Origin of the sequence: Mesorhizobium sp. B1-1-6 (assembly GCF_006443035.1) — a bacterium.
GTDB lineage: Bacteria > Pseudomonadota > Alphaproteobacteria > Rhizobiales > Rhizobiaceae > Mesorhizobium.
The window spans coordinates 144,909-168,517 of the sequence record NZ_VFWR01000005.1; the positions used below are offsets into that span (position 1 = coordinate 144,909).

General features: G+C 63.5%; 20 protein-coding genes and 2 pseudogenes. 11 read left to right on the forward strand and 11 right to left on the reverse strand.

Translation table 11 applies throughout. From position 1 onward, the window contains the following. Window positions 1-8: 8 nt before the first annotated feature. The 3 genes and pseudogenes from FJ979_RS12075 to FJ979_RS12085 form a co-directional block, all read right to left on the reverse strand. Window positions 9-668: an urea carboxylase-associated family protein gene (locus FJ979_RS12075; RefSeq protein ID WP_140581147.1), complete on the reverse strand. Its 660-nt coding sequence runs from the start codon at window positions 666-668 to the stop codon at window positions 9-11. Window positions 669-685: 17 nt separating this feature from the next. Further along, on the reverse strand, window positions 686-1,654 hold the full coding sequence (gene speB / locus FJ979_RS12080; RefSeq protein ID WP_140581150.1) for an agmatinase: 969 nt from the start codon (window positions 1,652-1,654) through the stop codon (window positions 686-688). 259 nt (window positions 1,655-1,913) lie between these two features. After that, a pseudogene (locus tag FJ979_RS12085) lies at window positions 1,914-2,012 on the reverse strand (tyrosine-type recombinase/integrase); the annotation flags it as partial. Between the two features lie 139 nt (window positions 2,013-2,151). On the opposite strand from FJ979_RS12085, the gene FJ979_RS12090 reads away from it, so the two are divergent. From FJ979_RS12090 to FJ979_RS12130, 9 genes are all read left to right on the forward strand, one after another. Continuing rightward, entirely contained in the window at window positions 2,152-2,898 is a 747-nt protein-coding gene (locus FJ979_RS12090; RefSeq protein ID WP_140498326.1) for an FCD domain-containing protein, read from the forward strand. Between the two features lie 51 nt (window positions 2,899-2,949). After that, on the forward strand, window positions 2,950-3,933 hold the full coding sequence (locus FJ979_RS12095) for a substrate-binding domain-containing protein (protein ID WP_140498327.1): 984 nt from the start codon (window positions 2,950-2,952) through the stop codon (window positions 3,931-3,933). An 80-nt stretch (window positions 3,934-4,013) separates the two neighbouring features. Next, window positions 4,014-5,921 (forward strand): sugar ABC transporter ATP-binding protein, encoded by a 1,908-nt coding sequence (locus FJ979_RS12100; RefSeq protein WP_140581153.1) that lies wholly within the window; start codon window positions 4,014-4,016, stop codon window positions 5,919-5,921. Window positions 5,922-5,944: 23 nt separating this feature from the next. Then, on the forward strand, window positions 5,945-6,883 hold the full coding sequence (locus FJ979_RS12105) for an ABC transporter permease (RefSeq protein ID WP_224619126.1): 939 nt from the start codon (window positions 5,945-5,947) through the stop codon (window positions 6,881-6,883). Window positions 6,884-6,898: 15 nt separating this feature from the next. Then, window positions 6,899-8,854, forward strand: a complete 1,956-nt coding sequence (locus FJ979_RS12110; RefSeq protein ID WP_140581155.1) for a hypothetical protein — start codon at window positions 6,899-6,901, stop codon at window positions 8,852-8,854. 41 nt (window positions 8,855-8,895) lie between these two features. After that, on the forward strand, window positions 8,896-9,882 hold the full coding sequence (gene denD / locus FJ979_RS12115) for a D-erythronate dehydrogenase (protein WP_140581158.1): 987 nt from the start codon (window positions 8,896-8,898) through the stop codon (window positions 9,880-9,882). Window positions 9,883-9,933: 51 nt separating this feature from the next. Next, window positions 9,934-11,199: a 3-oxo-tetronate kinase gene (gene otnK / locus FJ979_RS12120; protein ID WP_140581160.1), complete on the forward strand. Its 1,266-nt coding sequence runs from the start codon at window positions 9,934-9,936 to the stop codon at window positions 11,197-11,199. Continuing rightward, window positions 11,196-11,849 (forward strand): 3-oxo-tetronate 4-phosphate decarboxylase, encoded by a 654-nt coding sequence (gene otnC, locus FJ979_RS12125; RefSeq protein WP_140581163.1) that lies wholly within the window; start codon window positions 11,196-11,198, stop codon window positions 11,847-11,849. The genes otnK and otnC overlap by 4 nt, the downstream gene beginning before the upstream one ends. Further along, a complete protein-coding gene (locus tag FJ979_RS12130) occupies window positions 11,849-12,601 on the forward strand; it encodes a TIM barrel protein (protein WP_140581166.1) in 753 nt (250 codons plus the stop codon). Before otnC ends, FJ979_RS12130 begins: the two co-directional genes overlap by 1 nt. A 137-nt stretch (window positions 12,602-12,738) precedes the next feature. Here FJ979_RS12130 and FJ979_RS12135 read toward each other — a convergent pair. The 5 genes and pseudogenes from FJ979_RS12135 to FJ979_RS12155 form a co-directional block, all read right to left on the reverse strand. Beyond that, window positions 12,739-12,884 (reverse strand): annotated as a pseudogene (locus FJ979_RS12135) (Arm DNA-binding domain-containing protein); the annotation flags it as partial. A gap of 166 nt (window positions 12,885-13,050) precedes the next feature. After that, the gene (guaA, locus tag FJ979_RS12140; protein ID WP_140498335.1) at window positions 13,051-14,613 is read right to left on the reverse strand and encodes a glutamine-hydrolyzing GMP synthase; all 1,563 of its coding nucleotides are present in this window, start codon (window positions 14,611-14,613) and stop codon (window positions 13,051-13,053) included. Between the two features lie 54 nt (window positions 14,614-14,667). Beyond that, window positions 14,668-15,336, reverse strand: a complete 669-nt coding sequence (locus FJ979_RS12145) for a 5'-methylthioadenosine/S-adenosylhomocysteine nucleosidase (RefSeq protein ID WP_140524774.1) — start codon at window positions 15,334-15,336, stop codon at window positions 14,668-14,670. Between the two features lie 134 nt (window positions 15,337-15,470). Then, window positions 15,471-15,929, reverse strand: coding sequence for a PaaI family thioesterase (locus FJ979_RS12150; protein WP_027146613.1), 459 nt, complete (start codon window positions 15,927-15,929; stop codon window positions 15,471-15,473). A 128-nt stretch (window positions 15,930-16,057) separates the two neighbouring features. Further along, entirely contained in the window at window positions 16,058-17,347 is a 1,290-nt protein-coding gene (locus tag FJ979_RS12155) for an RsmB/NOP family class I SAM-dependent RNA methyltransferase (RefSeq protein WP_140566501.1), read from the reverse strand. 317 nt (window positions 17,348-17,664) lie between these two features. Between FJ979_RS12155 and FJ979_RS12160 the strand changes: the two genes are divergently transcribed. Then, window positions 17,665-18,342: an MIP family channel protein gene (locus FJ979_RS12160; RefSeq protein ID WP_140581171.1), complete on the forward strand. Its 678-nt coding sequence runs from the start codon at window positions 17,665-17,667 to the stop codon at window positions 18,340-18,342. A gap of 78 nt (window positions 18,343-18,420) precedes the next feature. Here FJ979_RS12160 and katG read toward each other — a convergent pair whose 3' ends face one another. Beyond that, window positions 18,421-20,619, reverse strand: coding sequence for a catalase/peroxidase HPI (gene katG, locus FJ979_RS12165; RefSeq protein ID WP_140581174.1), 2,199 nt, complete (start codon window positions 20,617-20,619; stop codon window positions 18,421-18,423). Between the two features lie 125 nt (window positions 20,620-20,744). Between katG and FJ979_RS12170 the strand changes: the two genes are divergently transcribed. Beyond that, window positions 20,745-21,653 carry a hydrogen peroxide-inducible genes activator gene (locus tag FJ979_RS12170; protein ID WP_140515065.1) on the forward strand — a complete coding sequence of 303 codons (909 nt, stop codon included), beginning with the start codon at window positions 20,745-20,747 and terminating at the stop codon, window positions 21,651-21,653. A gap of 228 nt (window positions 21,654-21,881) precedes the next feature. Here FJ979_RS12170 and FJ979_RS12175 read toward each other — a convergent pair whose 3' ends face one another. After that, on the reverse strand, window positions 21,882-22,565 hold the full coding sequence (locus FJ979_RS12175; protein WP_140498341.1) for an SGNH/GDSL hydrolase family protein: 684 nt from the start codon (window positions 22,563-22,565) through the stop codon (window positions 21,882-21,884). An 88-nt stretch (window positions 22,566-22,653) separates the two neighbouring features. After that, window positions 22,654-23,607, reverse strand: a complete 954-nt coding sequence (locus FJ979_RS12180; RefSeq protein WP_140524777.1) for an ABC transporter permease — start codon at window positions 23,605-23,607, stop codon at window positions 22,654-22,656. Between the last annotated feature and the right edge of the window lie 2 nt (window positions 23,608-23,609).

Here is a 23,609-nt window from a genome sequence, read left to right on the forward strand (position 1 = left end):
TTTCGGGATCAATGGTTTGAATGCTGGGCTGCGCTTTGAAGGCGCGGCGCCTTGGCGTCGATCCGATAATGCGCTTCGGTTGGAACGCAGCCTTGACCGTTTACCGGAATGAGGTCCTGGGGGCAGGCTGAGAACGCGACGATCAAATCCATTTCCGCGCACATCGACACATAGGAGCCCGGTCCCGCCACCGGTGCCTCGAAGGTGACCGAACCGTCTTCGCCGACGGGAATGTTCATGAACAGGTTGAGCGGCGAAGGGGTTTCGGGTGGCGTCAGCCCGACCGCGCCGAGGGCCGTCGCCAGATTGTCGGTGCAGTTGTCGTGGTGCCCGACATGGCCCAACTGCTGGTAGCGATAGCGGTCGCAGGCGGCGATCAGCGTATCGTGCACGCCACCCGACGTGTCCTGTATCAGGGTCAGCATCGGACGCCGCCTGTTGCTGCACAGCGTGTCGCCGTTCTTCGGGTTCACCTTGAGCATGGCTCCACGACTGTGCTCCATCGACATGAATTCCGCGATATCGTCGGCGCAGAAGGCCCAGGTGTCCACCACCTGGGTGCCGTGGGTGTTGATGACGGTGATCACCTGGCCTTGGGCAACGCGCGTCGCCACGCCCTGGCGGGCAGGAATGACGTGAACCTGACCGTTACTTGCGTTTGTTGGCATCGTTGAATTCCTTTCGTTCAGCGTCCGCGCGCTTCGTGTTCGACGAAGATATAGCCGAGAAAGTTCAGGAGTACCTGTGCTGCGAGAAAGCCGGTGATGCCCGAAGGGTCGTAGGCCGGGGCCACCTCGACGAGGTCGATGCCGACGACGTCGCCGCGCTTCACAAGGCCCCGGAGCATTTCCATTACTTCATAATACAGGAAGCCGCCATGGCTAGGCGTGCCAGTGCCCGGCGCAATCGACGGATCGAAACCGTCGATGTCGATCGTCACATAGTAGCGTACGCCTTCCGGAATGGTCGCCAGAACACCTTCGACCCCGAGCTTGCGCGCCTGGCGGACGGAAAGGATCGTCGAGCCGCGTTGGCGCGCATCCTCGTAACCGTCGCGGGCGGTCGAAGAGACGTTGCGGATGCCGATCTGGCTGAGACCGCTGACATGCGACTGTTCGGCCGCGCGGCGCATCGGATTGCCGTGTCCTTCGCGCACGCCATGACGCACGTCGACAAAGTCGAGATGCGCATCGATCTGCACGATGTGAATGGGGCCATGTTCGCTGAACGCCCTGACGCAGGGAATGTTGATGGCATGGTCGCCGCCCAGAACGACGGGCAGCGCTCCGCGTTCAAGAATCTTGCGGACCGCCATTTCCGTATTCGCGTGGCTGGCCATGGTATCGGTATGCACGATATCCGCGTCGCCTATATCGACGATCCGTACCTTGTCGAGCGGCAGATAGATCTGGTCGTCCTCATGGTCGTAAGCGCCGGCATGACCGAAGGAAAACAGCGTCGAGGCCTCGCGGATGGCGCGCGGGCCGAAACGTGCACCGGAGCGGTACTGGGTCCCCATGTCGAAGGGCACACCCAGCACGGCGACATCCGCATCGATCTTGTCCCAATCAAGGCAGATCGGCCGTTTACCGAAGGTGCTAAGCCCAACGAAGGGGAGATCGAGCCGCCCGCCCTCATACCCGTGTCCAGACATCGAGACTCTCCCTTTCGAATAAACCTCACGCCATCCGGCGGCGACCTTCGATATGAGCCGAAGCGCTTAAGCTGGAGTGAAGCACGACAGGCCTGCGGTCTGTCTGCCTCGTGGCTAGCATGGTCCCGCCACTCCTATCCATCACGAGTATCGGGCGTTCATATCGATTTATTCGGAAGTTGGCCCTATTAGCGTTAGAACACGAGCAGCCTGAAATCGATGGAAAGGAAGACTCCCGCTCCGCCGGTGAGCGCTGTCGTTCGAGCTTGCTGTGCCCGAGCAGCACCTGGATGACGCTGATGTCGACATCCTGCTCAAGCAGGTGAGTGGCGAAGCTGTGCCGGAGAGCATGCGGGCTGAGAACGTTCTCACCGCTCACAAACAATATCGTGTTGTCGACCGAGATTTGACGGCCGCGTCTCGCTATTGACGCACAGCTGAAGCAGGCCTACTGGTACATATACCGGACCACTAGACCTCTTCGGATGTAAGGACGGATGGACCTACGAGCGATTCTGACCGACGACGGGAGTGCGCTTGGCGGCGTGCCGAAGCATTCGATGAAGGACTTCGTCGTCCAGAAGATCGCGACATTCATTGCGACCGGCATTCTTGACGTGGGGGACCCGTTGCCAAGCGAGCGTGAACTTGCGGGCGCTTTGTCGGTAAGCCGCGAGACGGTGCGCGGCGCGATCCTGATCCTTTCCACAAAGGGCATCCTTTCCGTCGCCCAGGGCACGCGGACAGTGGTGGCCTCGACGGAAGTCGGGGAACTCGCGGTTCAATCGGCCCGCTATCGCGACATTTCCAGATACAGTCTTGACGACGTGCATGAGGCGCGGTTGCTGATCGAAGATCAGGTGGCGCGGGCCGCGGCCGTCCGGGTTGAAGCCGCGACGCTCGAGACCCTGCAAAAGTCGATCGAGGCGCAGGAAGCGGCGATCGACGATCCCGTTCGCTTCCTCATTTGCGATCGCGAATTTCACACGGCCATCTATCGGGCGGGCGGCAATGCCGCGCTGGCGGATATCGCCGCCGATCTCTATTCCTACCTTCTCGACCATCGGCGGCGAGCAGTCGCCCAGCCTTCAAGCATCGCAACGAGCATCGCCGATCACCGTGCCATTCTTGCGGGACTTGAGGCGCGCGATTCCGAGGCGGCCGCAAGGGCCTTCGCGGTCCACGAAACACGCATCTACACCACGACCAAGCAGCTTTTAACGCAATCCGCTCGAAAGGGATAAGAATAGGGGCGGATTGCCGGGCAACCATGCAGCACAACAGGAGGAGTTCCCATGCTGACAAGACGCCTTTTTGCCACCGCAGCCCTCGCGGGCGTTGTCGCGCTGACCGGCATTGCCGGGACGGCGACCGCCGCTCTCGCCGAATCCAAGGAGTTGGTCTATCTGACTCCAGGCCTTGATCTTGCCTTCTGGCGATACCTCTCCAAGGGCATCGAGAATGTCGCAACCAAGGGAGGCTACACCTATCAGGCGCTGGATTCGGGCAACAATGCCCAGACCCAGCTTAAAAATGCCAAGGACGCGATCGCCCGCGGCGTCGCCGGGATCATCATCTCTCCGACAGACAGCTCGACCGCGCCGGCCGTGCTCGATCTCGCCAAGCAGGCAAACATTCCCGTGGTCATCGCCGACATCGGCACGGACAGCGGCGACTATGTGTCCTTCATCATCTCTGACAATTATCAGGGCGCGAACGGCGTCGGCAAAGCGCTGGCCGAGGCAATGAAGGCCGCCGGCAAGCAGGACGGCAGCGTGGGCATTGTCGGCATCAGCCAGGCCCGCCTCAACGGCCAGGCCCGCACCAAGGGCTTCAAGGACGCGATGACAGAGGCTGGCATCACCAAGGAAGCCGGGCTGCAGCAGATGCAGACCTACACCGCGGACGAAACCTTCAAGTTCACGCAGGATATGACGACCGCGAATCCGGACATGAAGGGCCTCTTCGTCCAGACCGACGGCCCGACGCTGGGCGCCTTGCAGGCAATCAAGGCGGCCCGCCTCACCGGCGACGTGCTGGTTGCCGGATTCGACGGCGTGCCGGAATTCGTGCCGTTGCTGCAGTCGGGCGAACTGGTCGTTTCGGGCATGCAGCAGCCATATCTGATGGGGCAGGAATCGGGACGCGCGATGGTCGACCATCTCGGCGGCAAGACTCCCGAAAAGAAAATCCTCGTGCCGATCAAGATCGTGACCAGCAAGAACATCGAGCAGGAGCTTCCAACCATCAAGGAAACGGTCTTCGCCAACGAGATGTAATCGGGGCCTGGCCGACATAGGCCGTCCGGGGGCACCCTCCCCCGGACGCTTTATTCGTACCACTTGGAGTGTGTCCTCGGATGGTAGACAGCAGCAAGATTCCCGAGCCGCTTCTCGTGGCTCGTGGCGTCACCCGCCTGTTTGGGAACGCCTACGCGCTCAGCAACGCGTCGATAGCGCTCTGCCGGTACGAGATCTGCGGATTGCTGGGCGCGAACGGCGCGGGAAAATCGACGCTGTCACGGATCGTTTGCGGACACCTGCCGCCTTCGTCGGGCGAGATACTCTTCAAGGGTGCTCCCTTGACCGTCGGATCCGCGCGCGACGCGCTGCGTTCCGGCATTGCCCTCGTGGCACAGGAAACCAGCCTGGCGCCCGACATGAGCGTGCTGGAGAATATCTTCCTGCCCAGCTACGCGATGCCGGGCCGTCTGTCTTTCAGCCAGTTGCGACACAGGGCGCAGACCATCCTGTCGGAACTTGGCCACGACCACGTACTGCCACTCGACATCGAGGTGCGCCGGCTCTCGGCAGCGCAACGCCAACTCGTCGAAATAGCCAAGGCGCTGGCCCTCAACGCCGATCTTGTCATCTTCGACGAGCCGACGGCCTCCCTCTCGCCGATCGAGGTTGACCGGCTGTTCGAGATCATGGGGCGGCTGAAAAACAGCGGGAAGGCACTCGCCTTCGTGTCGCATCGGCTCGAGGAGGTCTTCGCAGTCACCGATCGCGTCACAATCCTGCGCGAGGGCAAGACCGTGGCCGAAAGCGTGCCCACGGCGGGGCTCACGCAGGCCGACGTCATCCGCCACATGGTGGGACGCGACATCGGAAATGTGTATCGAAAGGCCGTCTCGCGAGTGACCACTAACGAGCAGCCGGTGGCTCTGGAGGTAATTGGGCTCAAAGCCCCGCCTTTCGTGCGTGACGTCTCGTTCACGGTGCGCAGGGGTGAAATTCTCGGCCTCGGCGGGCTTGTCGGAGCTGGACGCTCGGAGAGCGCCGAAGCGATATTCGGACTGCGCCACCGCAGCCGCGGGCGCGTCCTTGTCCGCGGCAAGGAGATTGCCCCCAACAGCCCTATCGCGGCAATCCGCGCCGGTCTCGGAATGGTCGCCGAGGACCGGCGGGCCCAGAACATCGTGCCCGACATGACGGTCGGCGAAAATCTCTTCCTCGCCCAGATGGGCAAGCACAGGGGTTTCGGGCGAGGCCATTCGGCGCGCCGCAAGCAGGCCAGCGAGCTGATTTCGCGTCTCGACCTTCCGACCGACCGCATGGATGCAAACCTTCTGCACTTCTCCGGCGGCATGCAGCAGAAGATCATTATCGCGCGCTGGCTGCTGATCGAGCCCGAAGTGCTCATCCTCGACGAGCCTACGAAAGGCGTCGACATAGGGACACGCCAGGCAATCTACGAACTGCTGCGCGAGGTGGCCGAAAGGGGGATAGCCGTAGTCGTGATCTCCTCGGATTTCCAGGAATTACTGGGGATCTGCGAGCGGGTCGTCGTGGTGAGTGACGGCTATACCATCGCCGACCTGCCCGCCTCGCGACTGAGCGAAGAGAGCCTGACGCTGCTCGCCGCGCCCCGAAGCTCAGCCGAGCGCAACACGGCATTCCTGCGCGATCTTGTCGCCGGCCATGGCGGCACGGCATTTTGGGGATTGATCGACGACGACCGGTTCGTCTGCCTCGCCCTCGCCGAGGGTACGCCGGGTGCAACGATGGGACTCGCGGCCGGGCATGTCTATCTTGCGCAGGAGACGGCAATCCCCCTCGCGCTTGGAAGGCGTCAACCCGGCATCGTGACCGAGAATGACGGCCGCTCTACCTTGCTTGCACCACTGTCCAATCGCCGAGGGCACGATCTGGGATGGATCGGGCTCAGCCTGCCGGCCGGCTCCAGGCTGCCGGACGCCGGGGCCCTGTCGGCCCGGATCGCCGGCCTGTTCGATACACCTCAAGACGAAAAGATCGACGCATGAACGCGCCCACACGATCCTTTGCGATGCCCAGATTCGCCAGCACGCTTGAGTTCCGGATGCTCTGCCTCGCCATGGTGCTTGCGGTGATCCTGTCGTTCATCTCGCCGCACTTCTTCACCGAGCGGAACATGTTCAACATACTCGACCAATCGGTGGTGCTTGGCATAGTTGCCGTCGGCATGACCCTGGTGATCCTGACTGGCGGCATCGACCTTTCCGTCGGGTCGGTCGCGGGCGTGACCGGCATCATCCTCGCCCTACTCCTGAAGGAATTCCCCATTCCGGTGGCGATCGCGCTCGCCATAGGTTGCGGCGCCCTGATCGGGCTTTTCTCCGGCGTTCTCATCGCAGTGTTCGGCCTGGCGCCCTTCGTGGTGACGCTCGGGGTCATGGCGATGGGGCGCAGTCTCGCCTACATCGTGTCGGGACAGCGCTCGATTTCGGGACTGCCCATGGGGCTGCAGAATATCGTCTACACGAACCTGCTGGGCATCCCCGCCAACGTCATCTTCCTCATCGCGCTCTACCTCGCCACCTGGGCGTGGCTGACATATTCCAAGGGCGGGCGAACCATCTACGCGGTCGGCTCGAACATCGAAGCCGCCCGGGCGGCCGGCCTCAACACCCTCTTCTACTCGATCTTTCCCTACGTGGCGTCCGGTGCCCTTTCGGCGACGGCGATGACCTTTTCGCTGGCGCAGATCATGTCGGCTGACCCGATCGGGGGGAACCAGCTTGAACTCGACGCCATCGCGGCCGTGGTCATCGGTGGCGCGAGCCTCTACGGCGGACGAGGCACGATATTCGGCACGCTGATGGGGGTTCTGATCATGGTGATGATCCGCAATGGCCTCAACCTGCTCGGCGTCTCGCCGTTCTGGCAGGGGACCGCCATCGGCGCCATCATCATCCTCGCCTTGCTGGCCGAGCGCCTCATCACCTGGAAATCGCGCCGCGTTTGAGACCGGGAGAATCCTATGACACAGTCCGATCCTTCCCGCGCCGTCCGCCTCTACGGCACCGAAGAACTACCGGCAGAGGAGCGGCTACTGAGCGCCGGGCCCCTCAGCGTGCTTTTCGACGGCGCGAACCTGCGCGACTGCCGCATGCATGGCGAAGAGGTGATCCGCGCAATCTCGTTCGTGGTCCGCGACAAGGACTGGGCGACGCTCATTCCGAAGATCACCGACCTGGTCGTCGAAAAGGACGACGATCGCTTTCGTGTGGCCTATCGCGCAAGCGTTGCCAGCAAAGGCGAGACCTTCGGCTATGACGTGGGCATCGCTGGTACCGCGGCAGGCGTTCTGACCTATTCGGCTCGCGGAACCACGCCGACCGGGCTTCTCACGAACCGGACCGGCTTTGTCGTCCTGCATCCCATAGAGGGCATAAGCGGCGCGGCCGCCACGATCACGCACATAAGCGGCGAGAGGGTCGAGACACGGTTTCCTGTGGAGATCGATCCGGTGCAGCCGATGATGGATCTGCGTGAAATCTCGCACCGTACTCCCGGCGGGCTGGAGGTCAGCTGCCTTATGGAGGGCGACGCGTTCGAGATGGAGGACCAGCGGAACTGGACCGACGCCTCCTACAAGACCTATGTTCGTCCCCTCGCTCTGCCCTGGCCATACAGGATCGAGCCCGGCGAGGTCGTCGAACAGAAGATCACCCTGACCGTCAAGGGCTCTCCCAAGGGTCCGTTGCGTCAGGCGGGAGGCGTCGCCGCCCTGACGCTTGGCGAGGCGGAGGGCGCAATGCCCCCTCTCGGCATCGGGCTCCAGCCCGAGGATGCTTCGGCCGCATTGCGGCATCTCGACACGCTGCACCAGCTCGGCGTTGCCCATGTTATCTGCCATCACGATCCGCGGCGCGGCCATGATGCCGAAACGCTGGCGAGGCAGGTCGAGGTCGCCGTCGCAATGGGCGCTCAACCCTGGCTCGAAGCCGTGGTCGAGCACGTCGACGATGCTGGCGCCGCGGCGGAAATCGACTCCCTGGGCAAAATGGCCGCGAGACTCGATCATCGCTTCACGACGGTTCTGGTGTCGCCCGCACCCGATCTCAAATGCACGCTGCCCGGCAGCATCTGGCCGCCAGCGCCGGATGCGGCGAAGCTCTATGCGGCCGCGCGCGCGGCCTTCCCCGCATCTCGCATCGGCGGAGGCATGTTCAGCTTCTTCACCGAGCTCAACCGCAAACGTCCCCCGGCCGAGGCGATAGACCTCGTGACATTCACGACGGCGGCGATCTTTCATGCTGGTGACGACCGCTCCTTGATGGAGACGCTGGAATGCCTGCCGCATATTGCCAGGACCGTGCCGGCGATCGCCAAGGGCCGCCCATATTCCGTTGGGCCGTCCGCAATCGGGTTGCGCGACAATCCCTATGGTGAAGCGCCGGTCGCCAATCCCGCCAACATCCGGCAGGCGGTCAATTTCAATGATCCGCGCCAGCGGGGCGTCATGGGAGCGGCCTGGAACCTCGGCTACTTCGCCGCCTTCGCGGAAGGCGGCGCGGCGGCCATCGCGCTCGGCGCCGCGGTCGGCCCGTTCGGCGTCCTCTCCGTGCCGACGTCGTTTCCGCAGCCCTGGTTCGAAGGCAAGGGCGAGCTCTATCCTGTCTGGCACATCGTGCGAGGCCTGGCGAAGCTCAAAGGCTGCCCGCTCCGTCCGCCGCAATCGTCGGTCCCTGGCGCAGTGCGAGGGATCGCGGCGGTTACCGAAAAAGGCACCGAGCTGTGGTTATGCAACCCCTCGCCCAACGCGCTGGAGGTGCGCCTCCCCGAAGGCTTCGCGCGCGCTGCAATTCTTGACGCCTCATCTTTCGTCGCGGCATCGCGCCAACCGGATCTGCTCGATCGGCTGACGCATGACGGAACGCAAACCCTGTCGCTCGAAGCCTACGCAGTCGTGCGCGCGCTCAGGCAGGTCTGAAGCGGCATCACAAACCAGTCCCGGAAGAGAACGGAGCATCCATGCATATACTCATCATTGGCGCTGGTGGAATGATCGGCCGCAAACTCGCGGCCGAGCTTTCGCGGACAGCATCGCTTGGAGATCGAAAGATCGACCGGATGACGCTGGCGGACGTGACGAAGCCGCCGGTGCCAACCGGTGACATAGGTTTTGTCGAAGCCATTGCCGCCGATATTTCCGCTCCCGGCACAGCGCAGGATCTGGCCGCGCGCCGCGCGGATGTGATCTTCCATCTCGCTGCCATCGTGTCCGGCGAAGCGGAACGCGATTTCGAGAAGGGCTATCGCATCAATATGGACGGCACGCGCGCTCTTTTCGAGGCGATCCGGCTGGAAGGAACCCGGCGGAAATATATCCCCAGGCTGGTGTTCACCTCCTCGGTTGCTGTCTATGGCGCGCCTCTGCCCGACCCTATTCCCGACGACTACATCCTTGCCCCGCTGACCAGCTACGGCACCCAGAAGGCGATATCCGAGCTGTTGCTGGCCGACTACTCGCGCCGCGGCTTCCTCGACGGCGTCGGGATACGCCTGCCGACGATCGTCATTCGGCCCGGCATTCCCAACGCGGCAGCCTCGGGCTTCTTCTCCGGCATCCTGCGCGAGCCACTCGCCGGGCAGCGCTCCGTGCTGCCGGTGAAGGAGACCGTCAAGCATTGGCTGGCGAGCCCGCGCTCGGCGGTAGCCTTCCTCATCCATGCCGCGATGCTCGATACATCCGCGCTGGGTGCCCGGCGCACGCTGAACATGCCGGGTGTCGCGGCCACGGTCTCCGACCAGATTGCCGCGCTCCGCCGCGTGGCAGGGGCCGAAGCCGAGGCGTTGATAGACCGCACGCCGGACGAGGCGATCGAGGCAATCATTGCCGGCTGGCCGAAATCCTTCACGCCCAGGCTGGCCACCAGTCTGGGCTTTGTGGCCGAAAGCACGGTCGACGAACTGATCGCGGTTTACCTGGCGGACGACGCCCCTCGAACCACCCCTTGAGGCAGCGCACGATCGCGGGCATTTCGTGAAAGTTGAATGTGGGAAATTCCGATGCTTCTCGGTTGCATAGGCGATGATTTCACCGGGTCTTCCGACCTGGCCAACACGCTTGCCAAGGGGGGCATGCGCACGGTCCAGTACAACGGCGTTCCCAACACCGCCTCCGACCGCTCGGTTGACGCGGGCGTCGTTGCCCTGAAGACCAGAACGATATCCGCCTCGGAGGCGGTGAAGCAGTCGCTCGCGGCGTTGGAATGGCTTCGACGCCAAGGCTGCCGCCAATATCTGTTCAAGTACTGCTCGACATTCGACTCGACGCCCGAAGGCAATATCGGTCCCGTGCTGGACGCTCTTGGCGACGCGTTGGGAGCGGCACGCGCGATCGTCTGTCCGGCGTTTCCCGCAACCGGCCGGTCGATCTACCAGGGGCATCTTTTCGTCAACGATCGGCTGTTGAGCGAATCCGGCATGGAGAAGCATCCGCTTACGCCGATGACGGATCCCGATCTGCGGCGTTGGCTTGCGCGACAGACTGCGCGCGGGATCGGCCATGCCCCCTACGATGTCGTAGCGGGAGGCCCCCTCCCGATCAGGGATGCTCTGAAGGCGGCATCCGCCAGCGGCTCTCGCTACGTCGTGGTCGACGCCATCCAGGACAAGGACCTTATCGCCATTGGCGAGGCTGCCGAAGCCGATGTCCTGCTCAGCGGCGGTTCGGGAATAGCGCTGGGACTTCCGGCCAACTTTCGTCGGGCCGGGTTGATCGGCACGGCGGCCACGCATTGGAAGGGAATACAGGGGCCAGGGGCCGCGCTTTGCGGTTCGTGCTCGACCATGAGCCGGCGCCAGATTGCCGAGCACCGGAAAAACCATCCGACGCGCATTGTGGAGGTGGATGCGGTCGTGGACGGCACGGCCAATCCTGTTGAATATGCCGAGTGGGCGATCGGCCATCAGCACCACGGCTTGCCACTGGTGTTCTCGTCGGCCGATCCCGAAGCCGTCGCCGCCGCACAGAACCGCTACGGGAAGGAGCGCGTCGCGACGGCGGTTGAAGGTTTTTTCGGCGAACTGGCGCGTCAGCTTTCGGCGCGTGGCGTACGCCGGCTGGTTACGGCGGGCGGCGAGACATCGGGGGCCGTCGTATCGGCGCTCAACATTTCGTCATTCGAGATCGGACCGGAGATCGACCCCGGTGTTCCGGCGTTGAAGGCCCGTGACCCGGATATGGTGCTCGCCCTTAAATCGGGCAATTTCGGTTCGGCCGGGTTCTTCGAAAAGGCAGCCGACGTCCTTACGGGAGGCGTTCTACGATGAGCGATGAAACAAGACTCAGGGATCAGATCTGCAGCATCGCTGCGTCCATGTTCGCGCGCGGCCTCACTGCGGGAAGCTCGGGGAACATCTCCGCCCGCCTCGGCGATGGTCGGCTGCTCGTCACGCCGACAGGATCGTCCTTTGGCGCGCTCGACCCCGCCCGCCTGTCGCTCTTCGACGCTGAGGGACGGTTCCTGGACGGCGACAAGCCGACGAAGGAGATGCCGCTGCATCAGGCGTTCTACGAGACACGCGGCGCGCGCACCGGAGCGGTCGTCCATCTTCATTCGACCCATTCTGTCGCGGTTTCGCTTCTGCCCGACATCGATCCCGACAGCGTCTTCAAGCCGCTGACGGCCTATTCGATCATGCGGCTGGGAAAGGTGAAACTGCTGCCCTACATCCGGCCCGGCGATCCGGCGATGGGAGACGCCGTGCGCGGACTCGCTGGGAAACGGTCGGCCGTATTGCTGGCCCACCACGGACCCGTCGTCGCCGGCAAGGATATCGAAGCCGCCGCCTACGCGATGGAGGAACTTGAGGAAACGGCCAAGCTCACGCTTCTCACCCAGGGCTTGCGGCCCAGGATCCTCGCGGCTCCGCAAATTCGCGAGTTGGTGGAACACTTTGACGTGGAGTGGGACGACTGATGCAACTTTCGGCCAATCTGGGATTTCTCTTTCGTGACCTAGCGCTTCCGGATGCGATCCGCTCGGCCAAGCGGCGCGGTTTCGCGGCGGTCGAGATGCATTGGCCGTACGATACCGACGCATCGGTGGTCGCGGCGCTGCTCGCCGAAACCGGTCTTCCGCTGCTTGGCATCAACACGGCCCGGGGGGATGTCGGGGCGGGTGATTTCGGCCTCTCCGCGCTGCCGGGCCGTGAAACGGAAGCGCGCGCGGCGATCGACCAGGCGATTGAATGGGCAGCCGTAACAGGCTGTCGCAACATCCATGTGATGGCAGGAAAGGCAATCGGTGACGAAGCCTTCGCGACGTTCACCGGCAATTTGCGGTACGCTTCGAAGGCGGCGGCACGGCACAACATCGGCATATTGATCGAGCCCCTGAACCCGCGCGATGCGCCGGGCTATTTCCTCTCCGACCTTTCCACCGCATTGCGTGTGATCGATGCGACAGACGGTGCGGTAAAGGTAATGTTCGACTGCTATCACATGCAGATCATTCAAGGCGATTTGCTTAACTCGGTAAGGCAATTTTCCGACAAGATCGGCCATATCCAATTCGCCGCCGTACCGGATCGTAGCGAGCCCGATCACGGCGAGGTGGACTATGGCTGGCTCCTGCGCGCAATCGCGGACGCCGGCTATGATGGTGCATTCGGCGCCGAATATCGCCCCGTCACCGATTCGTTCGGATGGATGAAGCGTTTCGACCACTAGAGGCCTGAGTGCGCGTGCTTGGCGCGGCACGCTTTCGGCCCCGGCGGAGCCGATATCCACGCCAGACAGGAGGCGCGAGAACACCCGGTCGATAGCGGATCTGCCGCGTTCGGGATGACCTAGGCTACTCGCCAAAACTCTTGGCGTCGTTCAGGCGGCGCCTGTAATCAAGCCGAAATGAGATCGCCCCACCGGGCATGACCCGGACATATAGGCCATCTCGGCCAGCAATCTTGTAGATATTCTGTGGTTCCAGCGCCTTAAGGGCGGCATCCGTCAACAACCCTACTGCGTCCTGAAAAGTACCGTCAGTACAATTTGGAGGCTCGTGGCAGGAAATTCCTTTTTCCTCTATGCCTTAGGCAAAAAACACCGTCACGAGCCTCATTGCTCCGACGTACTTAAGTCGCGGATTGGCGTATTTTCGGCGGCGTTTGAGTGGGCCTGAATCATTCCCACTCAATTGTTCCCGGCGGCTTCGACGTCACATCATAGACCACGCGGTTGATGCCGCGGACCTCGTTGATGATGCGGGTGGCGGCGGCGCCCAGGAAGGCCATGTCGTAGTGATAGAAATCTGCCGTCATGCCGTCGACCGAGGTGACGGCGCGCAGCGCGCAGACGAATTCGTAGGTGCGGCCGTCGCCCATGACGCCGACCGTCTGCACCGGCAAGAGCACGGCGAAGGCCTGCCAGATGGCGTCATAGAGGCCGGCCTTGCGGATCTCGTCGAGATAGATGGCGTCGGCTTCGCGCAGGATCTCCAGCTTCTCGCGCGTGATGCCGCCGGGGCAGCGTATGGCAAGACCCGGGCCCGGGAACGGGTGGCGGCCGATGAAACTCTCGGGCAGGCCGAGTTCCTTGCCGAGTGCGCGGACCTCGTCCTTGAACAGTTCGCGCAGCGGCTCGACCAGCTTCATGTTCATGCGCTCGGGCAGGCCGCCGACATTGTGGTGCGACTTGATCGTCACCGACGGGCCACCGGTGAAGGAGACGCTTTCGATGACGTCGGGATAGAGCGTGCCTTGCGCCAGGAAATCGGCGCCACCGAGTTTCTTGGCCTCTTCCTCGAACACCTCGATGAAGAGCCGGCCAATGGTCTTGCGTTTCTTCTCGGGATCCGCCTCGCCTTCGAGCGCACCGATGAAGCGATCCGACGCGTTCACCAGAATGAGCGGCAAATTGTAATGTTCACGGAACATCGAAACGACGCCGGCGGCCTCGTCTTTACGCATCAGGCCATGGTCGACGAGGATGCAAGTGAGCTGGTCACCGACGGCCTCGTGGATGAGCAGCGCGGCGACCGAGGAGTCGACCCCGCCCGAGAGCGCGCAGATGACCTTGCCCTTGCCGACCTGCTTGCGGATCGCCTCGACCGCGTGCTCGCGGTAGGCGCGCATCGTCCAGTCGCCCTCGATGCCGGCGATGTTGTGGACGAAATTCCTGAGCAGCCGGGCGCCGTCGGGCGTATGCACCACTTCCGGATGGAACATGATGCCATACATCTTGCGCTCGACATTGCCGAAGATGGCGAAGGGCGAGCCTTCCGACTTGCCGAACACCTCGAACCCCTTGGGCAAGGAGATGACGCGGTCGCCATGGCTCATCCACACCTGGTGACGCTGGCCGATTGCCCAGAGGCCCTCGAACAGCGGACTTTCCTTCTCGATCTCGACGAAGGCGCGGCCGAATTCGCGATGATTGGAGCTTTCGGCAACGCCGCCCATCTGCACGCACATGGCCATCTGGCCATAGCAGATGCCGAGCACCGGCACGCCGGCCTCGAAGACGATCTGCGGCGCCCGCGGACTGCCGATATCCGTGGTCGAGGCCGGACCGCCGGATAGGATCACGGCTTTTGGATTGATGCGCTTGAATGCCGCCTCGGCCGACTGGAACGGCACGATCTCGGAAAACACGCCGGCCTCGCGGATGCGGCGGGCAATGAGCTGGGTGAACTGGCTGCCGAAATCGACAATCAGGACGGTGTCGGGTTGATTGGCTGTTTTCATGGCGAGCGTTTAGAGAAAGAAACGAGTCGACGCAATGGGTTGCGAACCCGACTTTCAGAACGGTCCCGCCACGTCACCAGGAGAACCCGTCCAAAGCAAGCCCGAGCCGATCGCCTGTTCGAGGCGCATGACGGCATCCGCCAGCTTTTCGTCGATGACGTGCAGATATTCGGTCCAGTCGCCGACATGCCTGAGATCAGCCGCGCCGTCGGAAATGCCGCGCAGCCCAATCAGGGGCACCTCGAACAGCTGGCAGGCGCGCAGGCAGGCGAAGGTCTCCATGTCCACCATGTCTGCCGCAATTGCATCAAAGGCCGCGCCGGTGATGATCGCGCCGCCGGTCGACAGCGTGGCTTGCTTTATCCCCGGAATCCGCAACGGCAGCGACACCGTCATCGGCAGGTCGAGGAACGGCGTCGCGCCTTTCTCAAAGCCAAGCGGCGAGGCGTCGATGTCACGATAGCTGACCGAGATGGCCTGGTAAATCTCCGTCTGCTCCAAGGTCCGGCTGCCGGCGGAGCCGAGCGACACGACGAGGTCCGGCAGCGCATCTTGCGACTTCAGCCAAGACAATTCGGCGCCAAGCCGGACGGCTGCCTCGACCGGGCCGACACCGGTCATCAGCGGGGTAAACAGCCGCTGTAGATGCGGCCCGTATTCGGCCTGCACCGCCATGACGAAGAGGACGTTCTTGCCGGACAGGCGCGACACTTTATCGGTCATGATGATTTACTCCTCCCTGTCCTGCTGTCTCCACCACCTGCTCGCCGGGACCCGCTGCCTCCGGCAGCTCCCGGCGTTCGTGGCCTTTCATCGTGCCACTGGCACGATGAATTCGCCTGCGGCGAACCGGCCATTCACCCAGCAATCCCGTCGCGGCCCACCATCGTCATCATGGTGCCGGTCATGGTGGCGATCAACTTGGCTTCGCCGTCGGCGGCGAAGGCATAGGCCTGGCCGTCGGCGACGATGATGGTGCGGCCAGGCTTGGTCACCGAGCCGCGGAACAGGAAGCGCTCGCCCCTGCCCGGCGCCAGCAGATTGACCTTGAACTCGATGGTCAGCACGCCGGAATTCTCCGGCATCAGCGAGAAGGCCGCATAGCCGCAAGCCGAGTCCAGCGCGGTCGAGATGACGCCGGCATGCAGGAAACCATGCTGCTGGGTGAGTGCGGCCGAATAGGGCATTTCGATTTCGATGATGCCGGGCGTCACCAGCGTCAATTCGGCGCCGATGGTCGCCATCGCCTGCTGGCGCGCGAAGGACGCCCTGACGCGGTCCTCATAGTCCGGAGCGGGTACGATCTTTGCTGCCATGGCCGTCGCTGCTTTCACCTTTGCCGGAAAAGCTTATTGCAGAGGCGTGAGCGGCAAGCAATCATCCAATGCTGCACTGCAGCAATTTGATCTCGAGAGCGGAAGCGCAAGTTTCGCTTCCGCTCCATTCAGGAAGCCCTACGCAGCGCGCAGATGTAGAAACCGTCGGTGCCGCTCAGCGCCGGCGACAGGCAGATACCGCCCAGCGCGCCGAGCCGCATCGCCGTTTCATGGCCGGGAAAACGGCTGTCCCAGAGCCGGCGATGGTCGACCGGGGCAAAACCGCCATTGCGCTGGCAAAACGCTGCGACCTGGTCGCCATTCTCCTCGTCGAACACCGAACAGGTGACGTAGACCAGCAGGCCACCCGGCTTGACGAAGCTGCTTGCGGCATCGAGGATCGCCATCTGCTCGCCCTTGCGGGCGTCGAGCTGCCTTTGCGTCAGCCGCCATTTGGCGTCCGGGCGCCGCCGCCAGGTGCCGCTGCCGGTGCAAGGCGCGTCGACCAGGACGAGGTCCATGTGGCCAGTGAGCGGCGACAATTCCGCCGGCTTGGTGACGATCTGCACGTTGCGGTTTTCCGAGCGGCGGATGCGGTCGAAGATCGGCGCCAGCCGCGCCTTCTCGGCATCATGGGCGAAGACCTGACCCGTATTGCCCATCGCCGCCGACAGCGCCAGCGTCTTGCCGCCGGCGCCGGCGCAGAAATCGAGCACCTGCATTCCAGGCTCGGCGCCGGCAAGAGCGGCGGCGATTTGCGATCCCTCGTCCTGGACTTCGAACCAGCCCTTCTGGAAAGCCGGCTCGGCCTGCACGTTGGGATGCCGGCCGTCGCCGTCGATCGGCGGTATGCGAATGCCTTGGGGTGCGATTTGGGCTGGCTTGGCGCCGGTTTCGGCAAGTTCCGCCAGCACTTTGGCCCGATCGGCCTGCAAAGTGTTGACGCGGATGTCGAGCGGCGGGCGGGTGGCGAGCGCCGCGCCCTCCTCGACCCAGGCCTCACCGAACGCGCGTTGCAAAAGCGGCTCGCACCAATCCGGTATGTCGGCGCGCACCGCGGGCGAGGCGTCGGCAAGCCGCCGCTCGTCGGTTGCCTGGAGTTCGGTAGCCGTCAGCAACGGCGGCGCGAACCTGTCGCCGTCGAGCGCTTCGTTGAGCGAGCGCGCGGTCTGGCCCCATTCGAGCAGCAGGGCGCCGAAGCCGATGGCGCGCGGCGTGTCCTCGCCCAGCAGCCAGCCTGCCGAGCGCTTGCGGCGTAGCGCATCGTAGACGATGTTGCCGATCGCCGCACGATCGCCGCCGCCGGCGAAACGGTGCGACAGGCCCCAGTCCTTCAGCGCATCGGCCACCGGCCGGTGACGCCGGCCAATGTCTTCCAGCACTTCGATGGCCGCAGCCAGCCGTCCGCCTAGTCGCATTCTTCAGTCCACCAAATCGAGCGCATCATCTCGGTCTGCTCTTAGAGCCTTTCACGGTGAGATTGAACCCCGCCCCCTCTCGCGACGGCAGGCCGCCTGTTGGGATCGGCGAAAACCGCTCGAGCAGTAAATCTTCCGGTGCGGTCAACAGCAGATCGTCAATAGATGCAAGCTCTCTAATGTTCTTAACTGGCGGCTGCAAGCACGGTAGGGATGCGACAGCTCAGCTTTCCAAGTTTTTCGGTTGGGAATACTCTTGCCGCCATGATTCGCGGCGCGGAAAGCGTGGACCGGCGGATCGTCACGAGGAGATGGCAATGAAGACTTATCTGGCGGAAGTTCTAGGCACATTTCTGTTGGTGTTCATCGGTACCGCGTCGGTGGTGACGGGTGGCTTCGGCGGCGCGCTGCCGCTCGGGCAGGAAGGCATCGGGCTGGCCTTCGGCATCGGCCTTATCGCGGCCGCCTACGCGATCGGCCCCATTTCGGGCGCGCATCTCAACCCGGCTGTGACACTCGGCGTGTTCCTTGCCGGCCGGTTGCCGGCCAAGGACGTCATCCCCTACTGGATCGCACAGATCATTGGCGCCATCCTGGCATCGCTGGCGCTGTGGATCATCGTCTCCGGCCAGGTCGGGGGACACACTGGCGGCTTCGGCGCCAATGGCTGGGACGAGACGAAATGGGGCGTCTCTTCCGCGTTCCTGTGGGAGTTGATCGGCACCTTCACCTTCGTCACCGTGATCCTCGGCGTTACCGCGGAAAGGCATGCGACGGCCTTCGCTGGATTGGTCATCGGCCTGACGCTGGCGGGTATCCACTTCGCCATGATCCCGGTGACCGGCACATCGGTCAATCCGGCCCGTTCCATTGGCCCGGCGCTGTTTTCGGGCGGCGCCGCGATCAGCCAGCTCTGGCTGTTCATCGTCGCGCCGCTGATCGGCGGCGCCATTGCCGGCGTCGTCGCCAAGGCGCGCGTCTTCGAAAAGGACTGACTTCGGAAGCCTGGACAAGAAAAAGGCGCGGGGCCAAGCCCCGCGCCTTTTTCTTGGGTCGAGAAGTCCTTGCTCGGATCAGGCAGCGATGTCGAACCGGTCGGCGTTCATCACCTTGGTCCACGCCGCGACGAAATCCCTGGCGAATTTCTGCCCGGCATCCGCGGACCCGTACACCTCAGACAGCGCACGCAGCTGCGCATGCGAGCCGAAGATAAGGTCGGCGCGGGTACCGGTCCACCTGACCGCCTTGGTCTTGCGGTCGCGCGCTTCGTAGATCTCATCCGAACCGGCGGCCGGATCCCAGACCGTGTTCATGCTGAGCAGGTTGACGAAGAAGTCGTTCGTCAGCGTGCCCGGCCTGTCGGTGAACACGCCGTGCCTGGACTTGCCGGTATTGGCGCCGAGCACCCGCAGGCCGCCGACCAGCACCGTCATCTCCGGCGCGGTCAGCGTCAGCAACTGTGCCCGGTCGACCAGCATCGCCTCGATCGACATCGGCTGCGGCCCCCGGACATAGTTGCGGAAGCCGTCGACTTTCGGCTCAAGCGCGGCAAAGGAGGCGACGTCGGTCTGTTCCTGCGAGGCATCCATGCGGCCCGGCGTGAACGGCACCTTCACCTCGTTGCCGCCATCCTTTGCCGCCTTCTCGACCGCGGCGACGCCGCCGAGCACGATCAGATCGGCCAGCGAGATCTTTTTCCCGCCGGTCTGTGCCGCGTTGAACGCCTTCTGGATGGATTCGAGCGTGGCAAGCACCTTGGCCAATTCAGCAGGCTGGTTGACGTCCCAGTCCTTCTGCGGCGCCAGCCGAATACGGGCGCCATTGGCGCCGCCGCGCTTGTCGGAACCCCTGAACGTCGAGGCCGAAGCCCAGGCGGTCGAGACCAGTTCGGAAACTGACAGGCCCGAGGCCAGGATCTTGGCCTTCAGCGATGCGATATCCTGTTCGCTGACCAGTTCATGGTCGACGGCCGGGATCGGATCCTGCCAGATCAGCTCCTCCTTCGGCACGAGCGGGCCAAGGTAGCGAACGACCGGGCCCATATCGCGATGGGTGAGCTTGAACCAGGCGCGGGCGAAGGCATCGGCGAACTGATCCGGATTCTGGTGAAACCGCCGCGAGATCTTCTCGTAAGCCGGGTCGACCCGCAGCGCGAGATCGGTGGTCAGCATGGCCGGCGCGCGGCGCTTGGAGGGATCATGCGCGTCCGGCACCGTGCCGGCACCTGCGCCGCCCTTAGGCGTCCACTGATGGGCGCCGGCCGGGCTTTTCGTCAATTCCCATTCGTAATTGAACAGGTTGTCGAAGAAGTTGTTGCTCCATTTGGTCGGCGTCGTGGTCCAGGTGACCTCGAGCCCCGAAGTGATGGCATCGCCGGCAATGCCCGACGCGTGCTTGCTCGACCAGCCGAGGCCCTGCGCCTCGATGCCGGCGCCTTCCGGCTCGGCGCCAACCAGCGAGGCATCGCCGGCGCCGTGGGTTTTGCCGAAGGTGTGGCCGCCGGCGATCAGCGCCACTGTCTCCTCGTCATTCATCGCCATGCGGCCGAAGGTTTCCCTGATGTCGCGTGCCGAGGCAAGCGGATCAGGCTTGCCGTTCGGGCCTTCCGGATTGACGTAGATCAGGCCCATCTGCACGGCCCCGAGATGGCCGCGAAGCTCGCGGTCGCCGGAGTAGCGCTCGTCGTCGAGCCATTTGGTTTCCGATCCCCAATCGACGTCCTGCTCGGGTTCCCAGACGTCGGCGCGGCCGCCGGCGAAGCCGAAGGTCTTGAAGCCCATCGATTCCAGGGCGACATTGCCGGTGAGGATCAGCAGGTCGGCCCAGGAAATCTTGCGGCCATATTTCTGCTTGACCGGCCACAGCAGGCGGCGCGCCTTGTCGAGATTGGCGTTGTCAGGCCAGCTGTTGAGCGGTGCGAAACGCTGCTGGCCGGCGCCGGCGCCGCCGCGGCCGTCACCGATACGGTAGGTGCCGGCGCTGTGCCAGGCCATGCGAATGAACAGCGGCCCGTAATGGCCGAAGTCGGCCGGCCACCAATCCTGCGAATCCGTCATGACATGGTGCAGGTCCTTGATCACCGCGTCGAGATCGAGGCTCGCGAATTCCTTGGCATAGTCGAAGTCCTCGCCCATCGGGTCGGAGAGGTTCGACTGCTGGTGGAGAACGCCGAGGTCCAGCTGGTTGGGCCACCAGTCACGGTTGGTCCTGGCACCGGGTCCATGCGCGACAGGGCATTTGCCCGCGCTGTTGTCGTCGGTTTTCGCGTCCATCTTGCACTCCAATTTTGCCGAGGGTTCCGGGCAGCCAGCGCCGCCATCCTGGAATGATTCCAGACTAGGCCAGCCTGCCGATAAAAACAAATTGCCTTTCCTGTTCCTTTCAATAGGATTTTCTTATGATAGGCCTAACCGTCCGCCAGATGCATTATTTCGACGCACTTGCGCAGACGCTGCATTTCGGGCGTGCGGCGAAACTTGCAGGCGTGAGCCAGCCGGCGCTGTCCTCGCAGATCGCGGAAATGGAGCAGCGGCTGAACTGCCGGCTGTTCGAACGCGGCGGCAAATCGGTGCGCATGACCGACGAGGCGGCAGCCCTTTTGCCGCGCATCGAACGCATCCTTTCCGACATACGCGAGGTCGAGACCATCGCCCGGCGTGGCCGCCCTGCCATGGGAGGGCGCTTCCGGCTGGGCATCATTCCGACCGTCGCGCCCTACCTTTTGCCGCGTGCGCTGCCCGAGCTGAAAATGCATTTCCCGGACTTGATGCTCGAACTGCGCGAGGCGGTGACCGCCTCGCTCGTCGAGGACATCGCGTCGCAAAAGCTCGATGCTTTCATCGCCGCGCTTCCGCTCGACCATCCCGGCCTGGTGACCGAGGCTTTGTTCCCCGACCGGTTTTTCCTGGCCGTGCCGTCAGGCGATCCGGCTTTCGCCTCGCCGCCGGTGCCGCCTGAAAGCCCGGCGCTGGAAAGGCTGATGCTGCTGGAGGAGGGCCATTGCCTGCGCGAACAGGCACTGGCTGTCTGCGGCAATGTGCGGCCGGTGGCGATGGCAAGCTACGGCGCCACCAGCCTGACCACGCTCTTGCAGATGGTGGCGCACGGGCTCGGCGTGACGCTGATCCCGGAAATGGCCACGGGACCTGCCGGCACTATCCCCGATCTCAAGATCGTGCCGTTCCAGGAACCCATGCCGCAGCGCACGATCTGCTTTGCCTGGCGGCGCAACAGCACCTTGCACAATGAGTGCAGGGAGCTGGCGAAGATCATACGAGGATTGGCGGCGGCGGTGCAGGCGGTGTGAAGGACGAAGAGCCCAAGCTGGCTATCAGCCCAGGCAAACCTCGAATGTGCGCTTGTTGAACGGCTTGAGTGGATAGCTCGTCTTCATAAAAGCAAGTGGGTCAAGTGCCACGGAACGTGTTGGGCAGAATTACGGACCGGGCTCATCGTTGGGTCCATAATGGCATACAGGAAGAATGCGACACGCCTGCAAACCGGCCTGTTGCGCAAGCCGGCGGGCGTCGCGACTTCAGGCGGCGGTGCTGGCTCGGCTTGGCTCAAGAATAGACTTGACCTTGTCGGCGACCGCGCGGCCGAGATCGGCGTTGTTGCCAGCGGTGAAATGGATGCCGTCGATACCGTCCGTGGTGACGAAATCGCCGGCATTCAGAAAGTCGATCTTCATGAAATCCGCCATCGCCTTGTACTGCCTGGCCAGCTCCCTGGACTTTTCGTGGCCGCCGCCGAACATACCCTCGAACCAGGGATCGGGCATCGGGGTCAGCGGCGGCGGCGCGATGACCAGCGCCTTCGGAGCCGGATAAGGCGTGCCGATACCGCCGGCGCTCGTCAGGATCTGCCCGACCAGTTTCGCCATTCCGTTGGCGATCTCGTAGGGTGTCCGGCGAAAATAGGACTTCGTGTCATTGGTGCCCAGCATGACGATGACCAGATCCAGCGGCAGATGGCTGGCGATGGCCGAGGGCAGATAATTGGCGCCATTGAGGCGCGGATCGTTGGGATCGTCGAGACAGGTCGTGCGCGCACTCAAACCTTCTTCGATGATGTGGTAGCCCGCTCCCAGCGCCGCCGCCATAACACCCGTCCAGCGCTGATCATAGGGGTAGCGGTAGGTCGGCGACCCTTCCTTGACCGGAACCCAGCCCCAGGTCAGCGAGTCGCCGTAGCACATGATATTTTTTGGCGGTGACATCCATGTTTCTCCATCTGTTTGCAGTTGTCTGAACGTGCAGATCTATCGATCCAGCCCTAACGCCGGTGCCGGCTTGCCTTGTTTCGATTCAGGAGGTTCGCACGCGCACTCCGTAGAAGATCGCCGCACCGAGGATGATGACGCCCTGGGCGATGAGCTTGCCGGGTTCGTCGATGCCGAGCACCGTCATCACGACGAACAAAAGCGCGAAGCACAGCGAGCCGAAGAAAGGTCCCCAGACGCCGCCGTCGCCGCGACCGAAGGCGACGCCGCCAAGGATCGTCGCCGCGACTGCCAGGATCGGCAGGTCGAGACCGACGCGCACGCTGCCGACGGCGATTGAACCTGTCTGTACCAGGGCCGCGATCGCCGCGATCAGGCCGGCGAGCGTATGCGCCAGGATGACCGTGCGCTGGACCGGCACGCCGGAAAAATGGGCCGCTTCGGCATTCTCGCCGACAGAGGCCACGTAACGACCAAACACTGTCTGCGACAGAAGCAGCCACACCGCGGCGGTCAGCATGATCCAGAACAGCACCGGCGTCGGAACCGACAGGAACTTCGTGTTGTAGAGGTCGTTGAACAGTCTCGGCACATCGCCGGGTGGATTGCCGCTCGACAGGAACTGCACCAGTCCGACCAGGATGATGCTGACGGCCAGCGTGACTATGACGGCCGACACCCGCCGGATGCCGATCATGAAGCCGTTGAACAGGCCAATGACGAGGCCCGTGGCGAGCGCCAGTACGACGAAGAAGGGCAGCGACGCGCCCGGGAAACTGCCCGACGAGATGAAATAGTTGATCAGCAGGATGATGCCGCCGCCGGAGAGGTCGATCGACTTCACGCGCATGACGACGAGCTGCCCCAGCACGAGAATGCCGAGCGGAACGATCTGCCTGATGAAGATGCCCATGATGTTGAGGTTGAGCATGTTCGGCCGTGCGACCCACAGCGTGGCCAGAAGCACGAGGAAGACAAAGTAGGACGGCGGTATGCGAAGCAGACGCCGGGCGATCGGGTTTGCGAGAACGGCAGTCATCG

What these genes read in the sequence shown, in the direction of transcription:
- FJ979_RS12075 (WP_140581147.1), bottom strand. Translation starts at nt 668, where the DNA reads ATGCCAACAAACGCAAGTAACGGTCAGGTTCACGTCATTCCTGCCCGC.
- speB (WP_140581150.1), bottom strand. Translation starts at nt 1,654, where the DNA reads ATGTCTGGACACGGGTATGAGGGCGGGCGGCTCGATCTCCCCTTCGTT.
- FJ979_RS12090 (WP_140498326.1), top strand. Translation starts at nt 2,152, where the DNA reads ATGGACCTACGAGCGATTCTGACCGACGACGGGAGTGCGCTTGGCGGC.
- FJ979_RS12095 (WP_140498327.1), top strand. Translation starts at nt 2,950, where the DNA reads ATGCTGACAAGACGCCTTTTTGCCACCGCAGCCCTCGCGGGCGTTGTC.
- FJ979_RS12100 (WP_140581153.1), top strand. Translation starts at nt 4,014, where the DNA reads ATGGTAGACAGCAGCAAGATTCCCGAGCCGCTTCTCGTGGCTCGTGGC.
- FJ979_RS12105 (WP_224619126.1), top strand. Translation starts at nt 5,945, where the DNA reads ATGCCCAGATTCGCCAGCACGCTTGAGTTCCGGATGCTCTGCCTCGCC.
- FJ979_RS12110 (WP_140581155.1), top strand. Translation starts at nt 6,899, where the DNA reads ATGACACAGTCCGATCCTTCCCGCGCCGTCCGCCTCTACGGCACCGAA.
- denD (WP_140581158.1), top strand. Translation starts at nt 8,896, where the DNA reads ATGCATATACTCATCATTGGCGCTGGTGGAATGATCGGCCGCAAACTC.
- otnK (WP_140581160.1), top strand. Translation starts at nt 9,934, where the DNA reads ATGCTTCTCGGTTGCATAGGCGATGATTTCACCGGGTCTTCCGACCTG.
- otnC (WP_140581163.1), top strand. Translation starts at nt 11,196, where the DNA reads ATGAGCGATGAAACAAGACTCAGGGATCAGATCTGCAGCATCGCTGCG.
- FJ979_RS12130 (WP_140581166.1), top strand. Translation starts at nt 11,849, where the DNA reads ATGCAACTTTCGGCCAATCTGGGATTTCTCTTTCGTGACCTAGCGCTT.
- guaA (WP_140498335.1), bottom strand. Translation starts at nt 14,613, where the DNA reads ATGAAAACAGCCAATCAACCCGACACCGTCCTGATTGTCGATTTCGGC.
- FJ979_RS12145 (WP_140524774.1), bottom strand. Translation starts at nt 15,336, where the DNA reads ATGACCGATAAAGTGTCGCGCCTGTCCGGCAAGAACGTCCTCTTCGTC.
- FJ979_RS12150 (WP_027146613.1), bottom strand. Translation starts at nt 15,929, where the DNA reads ATGGCAGCAAAGATCGTACCCGCTCCGGACTATGAGGACCGCGTCAGG.
- FJ979_RS12155 (WP_140566501.1), bottom strand. Translation starts at nt 17,347, where the DNA reads ATGCGACTAGGCGGACGGCTGGCTGCGGCCATCGAAGTGCTGGAAGAC.
- FJ979_RS12160 (WP_140581171.1), top strand. Translation starts at nt 17,665, where the DNA reads ATGAAGACTTATCTGGCGGAAGTTCTAGGCACATTTCTGTTGGTGTTC.
- katG (WP_140581174.1), bottom strand. Translation starts at nt 20,619, where the DNA reads ATGGACGCGAAAACCGACGACAACAGCGCGGGCAAATGCCCTGTCGCG.
- FJ979_RS12170 (WP_140515065.1), top strand. Translation starts at nt 20,745, where the DNA reads ATGATAGGCCTAACCGTCCGCCAGATGCATTATTTCGACGCACTTGCG.
- FJ979_RS12175 (WP_140498341.1), bottom strand. Translation starts at nt 22,565, where the DNA reads ATGTCACCGCCAAAAAATATCATGTGCTACGGCGACTCGCTGACCTGG.
- FJ979_RS12180 (WP_140524777.1), bottom strand. Translation starts at nt 23,607, where the DNA reads ATGACTGCCGTTCTCGCAAACCCGATCGCCCGGCGTCTGCTTCGCATA.